Raw genomic sequence first — 6,551 nt, 5'->3', positions numbered from 1 at the left:
CGGAACGGTGGCTAGTCGACCGCAGGCTGCTGAAGCTCTCCGACACCGCATATCGGACCTTCATGACCGCGCTGCTCTGGTCGGTCGCCAACCGCACCGACGGCCGCTTCGAGGCCGACGACGTCGAGCTGATGCCACGTGCGAACACGGCCGACGTCGTCGAACTCCTGGCCGCCGGAGTCCTCACCCGAGACGGGAGCCAGCTGGTCCTACCCGACTTCGCGGCGACGCAGACCAGCCGTGACGAGCTGGAGGTCCTGGAGAACGCGCGCCGCCGAGACCGCGAGAAGAAGGCCCGGCAGCGCGCCGAGAAGGCCGGTGTCCCCGGGGACAGTCACTCGGGACATCCCCCGGGACGGATCCCCGGGACAACACAGGCAGGAAGGCAGGCAGGCAGGCAGGAAGGACAGGAGCACCTACAGGACCCCGAGGAAGAGGAGGTAGCCGTGGCCCTGGCCGACTACCGCGGCGGTCCCGTCGAGTGGTCGCGGGGCACCGCGTGACCGCCCGCGAGAGCACGGCCGACGAGGCCCGGCGGTACCTCGTCGAAGGCCGGCTCACCGTCCGCCAGGTCTCCCGCTCGGGCGTCGTCGCCTTCGTCCGCGGCGACTCCGACCTCGTCTACCGGACCGAGTGGAGCTCTGACGCCGACTGGTCTTGCAACTGCCCAACCCGCACCGACCAGTGCGCGCACCTGGTGGCGCTCCGCCTGGTCACCGTCGCCCACGAACAGCGGAGCACTCGATGACCAGCCGCCACTGCCCCGACTGCCACGCGCCCGTCGCCGTCGCGACCAACGCCCGCGACGGCAGATGCGACCGATGTCGACCACAGCCGGAGCGTCGGCACTCGCAACGACGGCCGGTCCGCATCAAGCGCCAGCGCGAGGCCACACGATGAGGCAGCGGACGGCCGCCCTCGGCGCTCACCTCGACGCTTGCGGTCGCAGCCTTCAGGGAGCGCCAACCACTGCTCAGGCGGCCGCGATCTTGAAAAATCCAGCATCCGCGGCGCCTGACCCCGCCACCAGTCAGGAAAATTTTCTCCCCGAGCCGATTGCCACCAAATCGGGATGTGCCTGGCGGGCACTGCGCGGGCGTAAGGGCTGGTCAAAGCGCGCATCGGTGGGCCGATCGGGCACTCGCGAAAACGAGCGTGTTCAGGGCCTCCGACGGACGGACGACGCGAAGGTGAGGGCTTCTCCGGATGAGGCTCTCGCACCGGCCCGTACCGCCATTGGCGTCACCCCGGTAGCGCTACCTCGCAGTGCCGGGGGGAGATGCAACGTGACTGCGCGATGGAGTCACGGCGGGCTCGACCTCAGTCTTTCTGGACCGCGAGAGGTCGAGCGTTGAGACCGCGAACGGCTCGCGCGAACGGTGGCACGGGCTGGATGCCGGGTGGCCGCCTCACCGGACTGCAGTGCGCCCTCGTCGGTCACCGGTGGACCTCGCAGCCCACGCTGAGCGGGACGGTCATGGTGCTGTGCGAGCGATGCGCGGAGATGGTCTCCGCCGGCTTCGTCGACCAGGCGCGCGTTCTGGGGTTGGCGGACGTCGCTGGGAGGTCGTTCCTCGGTGCCACGTCGTCGTCGCGGCTGGCGGTCGACCTGGCGGCCGCGGTCGCCGCCCGGGATGGGGAAGCCCGCCGGCGGCTACGGGAGGAGGCGACGGCGCGACCAGGGCAGGCAGTCGACTCGCTCGCACATCTGGCGGCGGTGCTGAGCCGCATGGTCAACCCGAGGCGGCCGCTGCGGGGGCTGCAGGTCGTCGCCGACCTGGTTGAGCGGTCGGCCCTCGAGGTGGAGCTCGACGCCTTGGACGTCGGCGGTGTGCGGTGACGTCGTGGCCACCACCGGTGTCGCCTGGCGACGTGTGGGTGGACCGTCCGGTCGGTGACCCGGGCCGGCCCGGTGCGGAACGGGTCCGTCTGCGCCTGGTCCACCTGTGGGGCCGGGAGGTCGCCGTCGACGAGCACCGCCGGGTGTGGTGCTCGGGCTGCTGGCAGCTGATCCCTGTGGAGGAGCTCGGCCGGCTGGACAACAGCCACCCGCCTGGTCTTCCGAACCGTTCGGGCGGCCGGCTGATGCCGTTCGAGGACGGTGGCCGATCAGAACCCGTCCAGTCGTGGCCGGGCGGGTTCTGATCGTGGAGACGACGCCTTGGACCCTGTTGCGGCTGGGCAACGGGCAGGTACTGCTTCGCGGCTCGGCCCTGGTTGACGTCGTCCGGGCCCTGGTGACCGCCCAGCAGGTCACCACGCGGAGAGACGGGATCGCCCCGAATCAGCGATGGCTGTGGCTACAGGAGCAGCTGACCGCGGAGGCCTCCGCCATCCCGGCCGCTTCCCCGCCGGGAAATGAGGAAGTTCCGCAGATTCGGCAGTCGGCATCGTGGTCGCCGCAGCTGATCAACACCGAGGAGGCCGCAGCGATGCTCGCCTGTACGGCCCGCAACGTCCGGCATCTGTGCCAGCGGGGGGTGTTGGAGTCCGGCCGCACAGTCGGCGGCCGCCTGCTGCTGGACCGCCTCGAGGTCGAGGCCGAAGTCCACCGTCGGGCCGAGGCCCGCCGCATCAAGGAGAGCGCCTGAGATGAGTGACGAACCCCGCACGCTCACCGAACGGAATGGGGAGGTACCCGCCCCTGGCTACATCCGGTTGCTCGCGAACGCCCAGGGCGTCGAGCTCGCCGACATCCAAGGCACCGGAGTCGGAGGACGGATATCCCGGAATGACGTCCTGGCGCGCGCCGCGGCCACCCGGCCCCGGCCGGCGACGCGGCTCGCAGCCTCGTCGAGTCGGTCCGCCGGCCGGTACGGCAACCCGCGGCCGGAGGACGTGAGCAGCTGGGCGCAGGGTGCGGAAGGGGCCAGCAGGCTGGCGGCGGCACGGGCGCGCGGCGGGGAGCCCACGCTCTTTGCCGGATCTCACCTTCCCCGTTCACGGCGTCGGGGATCCCGCCGGAGGCGTTGCTGGAGGTGCCCTGGCAGGCGCGGCACGCGCTGGCAGCGGCACCTACCACCGTCGCCGCCTACCAGATCATCGACGAGTTCCGGCTCATCAGCGCAGAGGATGCGGAGACCTTCGCTGTGTACAGCTACGGCGGTGACAGCGGGAACCGCGAGTACGCCACAGCGGTCGAGAACTGGCTGCTCGGCGGGCAGTCGCAGGAGCAGGTGCTGGCCGACCTCAGCGCGGAGTCCGCCGCCCAGGTGCAGGCGAGCTGGCGGTCACAGCAGACGCAGCGGGGGTACGAGTTCTGATGAGCGCGGTGACTGAGATCAGCCCCCTGAATGCCGCGGCCGGGACGGTGGCCGACCTGGGCGCCACCGCCGCTCACTGGGCGTCCGAGGAGGCAGCCGCCCGGGCCGAGGTCGCGGCCGCGAAGGCCCGCCTGGACGACGGGTCGCTCGACGACCCCGAGCAGGCGTACCGGATGGTCGAGGCTGTTGCCGCGGCCGAGGAGCGGGTCACGGTGGCGGCCAGTCTCGCTTGCGCCGCCCGCCGGAAGCTCGACGAGGCCCGCATGGTGCTCGCCCGAGAGCAGGCTGCCGAGGCTCGAGCTCACGCCACAACGCTGTGGATGGTGTACCGCACGCACGAGGTGCGCCGGCGCCAGCTGGTGGCCGAGCTGGCTCACTTCGACGGCGTCACCTACGTCCCCCAGCAGCCGACCGGCAGTGACCGCCGACTTGCGGCCGCGCAGGCCGCCGACGCCCACGCCTGCGCCCTTGAGGTGGAGATCGACGGCGAATCCGCGGTCTGTCGCTCGACGGTGCCCGATGGTGACGGCCGCCGATCGGTGTGGATCGGGGTGGCCGGCCCGCCGGCGCAGCAGCCGGGCGACGGCCTCGGGCGCACCCGGCAGCGTTCGTTCCGGGTGACCGTCGACGGCCGCCCGAGTGCCGACGGGCGCATCGGAACCCACGTCGGCGACGCGGTCACGTGGATCCGGCGGGAGGTCCCCGTCGACGCCGTCGTGGTCATCGAGGGAGAGAGGACCCACTTCGTCGACGACCCAGCCGCCGGCGCATGAAGTCTCGGGGCCAGGGCGTCAACGTCACCCGCCGGCTATGTGAAGGGCGGCCGGCGGGATCGAAGGTCGGAGAGGACGTCTTGCCCTTTCCGCGTCCGGTGACCCGGCCTGCGCCCTGCCCCTGCATCCGCACCAAGTTCGAGGCGGTGATCTGACGTGGCCTTCAAGGGGCGGAAGATCGCTGACATCTTCGCTGAGCTCCACCTGGACGAGGACTCGGCTCGGGGTGCCCTTCGGGGCATGCCCACCACGCTCGGCGGCGAAGCTGACCGCGCTGGCCGCGAGTTGGGCAAGAAGATGTCCGACGGCCTGGCGAAGGCCGTGGAGGCGTCGTCCGCGCGGCTGACGAAGGCCCGCCGCGCCGAGGTCGACGCCGCGAAGGCGGTCACCGTCGCGGAGCTCCGACTGAACGAGGCGCGGGAGAAGGGCAACCGGCCGGCCTCCCAGCTCCTGGCGTTGGAGAACGCCCTGGAGAAGGCCAACTACAAGCTCTCGCAGGCGCAGTCGAACACGGTCACGTCGACGAAGAAGCTGGAGGACGCCCAGCGGCATCTGGCGGCGTCGATGTCCGACGTCGGGAAGGGCCTCGGGCCGGCTGCGCAGAAGGCTGGCGACGACGCCGGCGGGAAGTTGGCCCTCGGGCTCCGCATGTCGATCGTCCGGAACTCGCCGCTGATCGCCGCTGCGATCGGTGGCGGCCTCGCGGCTGGCGCCCCGCTCGCGATGACCGCGGCCACAGGCCTGTTCGCCGGCATCGGCATCGTCGCGGCCGCCCAGTCAGACAAGGTGCAGTCGGCGTGGCTGGGCACCTGGCAGCGCATTCGGGACGGGGCGATCGCCGACGCCGCGGTCATCGAGCCGACCCTCGTCGGGTTGGCTGATCGGGTCGGCGACGGTTTCGAGCGGATGCGGCCGCGGCTGCGCGGCATCTTCGCCGACGTTGCCCCGCAGATCGACGTTTTCGCCGGCGGGCTGCTCGGGCTGGTGGAGAACGCCCTTCCCGGCTTGGAACGAGCGATCGCCCGCAGCGTGCCGGTCACCCAGGGCTTCGCCGACTTCCTCGAGAAGACAGGGACGGGGCTGACGGGCTTCTTCGACGGGATCTCCGAGCACGCGCCGGCCGCCGGTGAGGCGTTCTCGCTCATCGGTGACGTGATCGGCGAGCTGCTCCCCACCCTCGGCACGCTGCTGGGCCAGGGCGCCGAGCTGGCCACGATGGTGCTGCCGCCGGTGGTCAGCGTGCTGGGCGCCTTGAACGGCGTGCTCGACCGCGCCGGCGGGCTGCTGCCGCCGGTCTCCGCCGGCCTCCTGGCCCTGAAGGTCGCCGACCTGATCGGCAACGGCATCGGGAAGCTCGGCGACAAGCTCGAAGGTGTGGCCTCCAGCGGCCCTCGCGCGGCCGCCGCGATCGGCCGCACCGGATCCGCCATGCAGGCGCTCAACAGCACCGCCGGCACGGCGGGTCTCAGCGGGGTCCTCATCGGCCTGACGACGTACTTCGCGCAGGTCGACGCGGCCTCCGACAAGTGGGCGAACGCGATCCGTGAAGGCGGCAGCGCGGCGCAGGCCGCACGCATGCAGATGGCCGACTTCGGTACGGCGGCCAACGAGGTCACCTCCGGCTGGGGCGCGCTGATCCCGCTGTTCAGCGGGTCCGCCGGCACCCTGGCGGCCACCGGCCAGGCGGTCGACGGGGTCACCAAGAAGCTCGACGAGCAGTGGCGCGCGATGGACCCGCTCGCGCAGGCCCAGTCGAAGGTCGCCGAGTGGTCCTCGACCCTGCGGGACCGGATGAACGACGAGGGCACCAGCGCCGGCGACCTCGAGGCCGCGAAGCGCCGGCTGGCGCACTGGCAGGAGGAAGCAGCACGACTGGCCGACGCTGAGTCGATGGCGCTCCGGGGCGTCACCGAGGCCATGGTGGCTCAGATCGACCAGTCGCGGGCCGCGGTCGACGCTCAGTTCGCGCTGCAGCTGGCGGGCGAGGGCGTCGAGGATGCGCTCGCCCGACAGGCCGAGCTGATGGCCTCCGGGACGGCGACGGCCGACGAGCTGGAGGACGCGGCCCGCGACGTCGCCATGGCCTACTCCCACATGGGTCGGGCCGCCAGCGAAGCGGCGACGTCGAACCTGCCTGCGGCGTTGGACGATCAACAGCGAGCGATCGTGGGTGCCAAGGCAGAGCTCGAGTACTACAACGGGCTGCTGGCGTCAGGCGTCGATCTGCCGCAGTCCCTCGACGACCACGTCGCCTACCTGCAGAACGTCGTCTCCGGCGCCGACCATGCCGCCATCGAAGCGGCCATCCTGAAGGCAAAGGCGGAAGAGGCCGGCGTCGCCGTCGAAGACCTCGGCACGAAGGAAGCCAGGCCGACGGTTCAGCTAGACACGGTGCCGCTGTCCACGGCGCTCGGCATGGCGAACACCGCCCTGTCGGCGTTCGGCGGACAGATCGCGATCCCGCAGGCGCAGCTCAACAGCTCGCTGTTCGCCGGGGCCCAGGCGGAGGCGATGG

At 71.6% G+C, this 6,551-nt stretch carries 8 protein-coding genes; all 8 read left to right on the top strand.

From position 1 onward, the window contains the following. A partial coding sequence (locus E4P40_RS25495) for a hypothetical protein (protein ID WP_167762374.1) occupies positions 1–503 on the top strand: 503 nt, incomplete at its 5' end. Next, a complete protein-coding gene (locus E4P40_RS25490; RefSeq protein ID WP_135161126.1) occupies positions 500–748 on the top strand; it encodes a hypothetical protein in 249 nt (82 codons plus the stop codon). The genes E4P40_RS25495 and E4P40_RS25490, both read left to right, overlap by 4 nt. A 645-nt stretch (positions 749–1,393) precedes the next feature. Then, positions 1,394–1,840 carry a hypothetical protein gene (locus E4P40_RS25485; protein ID WP_135161125.1) on the top strand — a complete coding sequence of 149 codons (447 nt, stop codon included), beginning with the start codon at positions 1,394–1,396 and terminating at the stop codon, positions 1,838–1,840. Positions 1,841–1,872: 32 nt separating this feature from the next. Beyond that, positions 1,873–2,145, top strand: coding sequence for a hypothetical protein (locus tag E4P40_RS25480; protein ID WP_135161124.1), 273 nt, complete (start codon positions 1,873–1,875; stop codon positions 2,143–2,145). A gap of 2 nt (positions 2,146–2,147) precedes the next feature. Then, the gene (locus tag E4P40_RS25475) at positions 2,148–2,591 is read left to right on the top strand and encodes a hypothetical protein (RefSeq protein ID WP_135161123.1); all 444 of its coding nucleotides are present in this window, start codon (positions 2,148–2,150) and stop codon (positions 2,589–2,591) included. Between the two features lie 387 nt (positions 2,592–2,978). Beyond that, positions 2,979–3,263, top strand: coding sequence for a hypothetical protein (locus E4P40_RS29205; protein ID WP_245160580.1), 285 nt, complete (start codon positions 2,979–2,981; stop codon positions 3,261–3,263). After that, positions 3,263–4,036 (top strand): hypothetical protein, encoded by a 774-nt coding sequence (locus E4P40_RS25465; RefSeq protein ID WP_135161121.1) that lies wholly within the window; start codon positions 3,263–3,265, stop codon positions 4,034–4,036. Before E4P40_RS29205 ends, E4P40_RS25465 begins: the two co-directional genes overlap by 1 nt. Before the next feature lie 240 nt (positions 4,037–4,276). Continuing rightward, positions 4,277–6,551, top strand: a 2,275-nt coding sequence (locus E4P40_RS25460; RefSeq protein ID WP_135161120.1) for a hypothetical protein, incomplete at its 3' end; no start/stop codon positions are given.

This window comes from Blastococcus sp. CT_GayMR20, from assembly GCF_004570345.1.
The sequence above is the reverse complement of the archived record's forward strand: the minus strand, read 5'-3'. Positions and strand labels throughout refer to the sequence as shown.

Bases quoted from the DNA above. Each gene is read 5' to 3' on its own strand.
- E4P40_RS25485 (WP_135161125.1), top strand. From the start codon at position 1,394: ATGCCGGGTGGCCGCCTCACCGGACTGCAGTGCGCCCTCGTCGGTCAC.
- E4P40_RS25465 (WP_135161121.1), top strand. From the start codon at position 3,263: ATGAGCGCGGTGACTGAGATCAGCCCCCTGAATGCCGCGGCCGGGACG.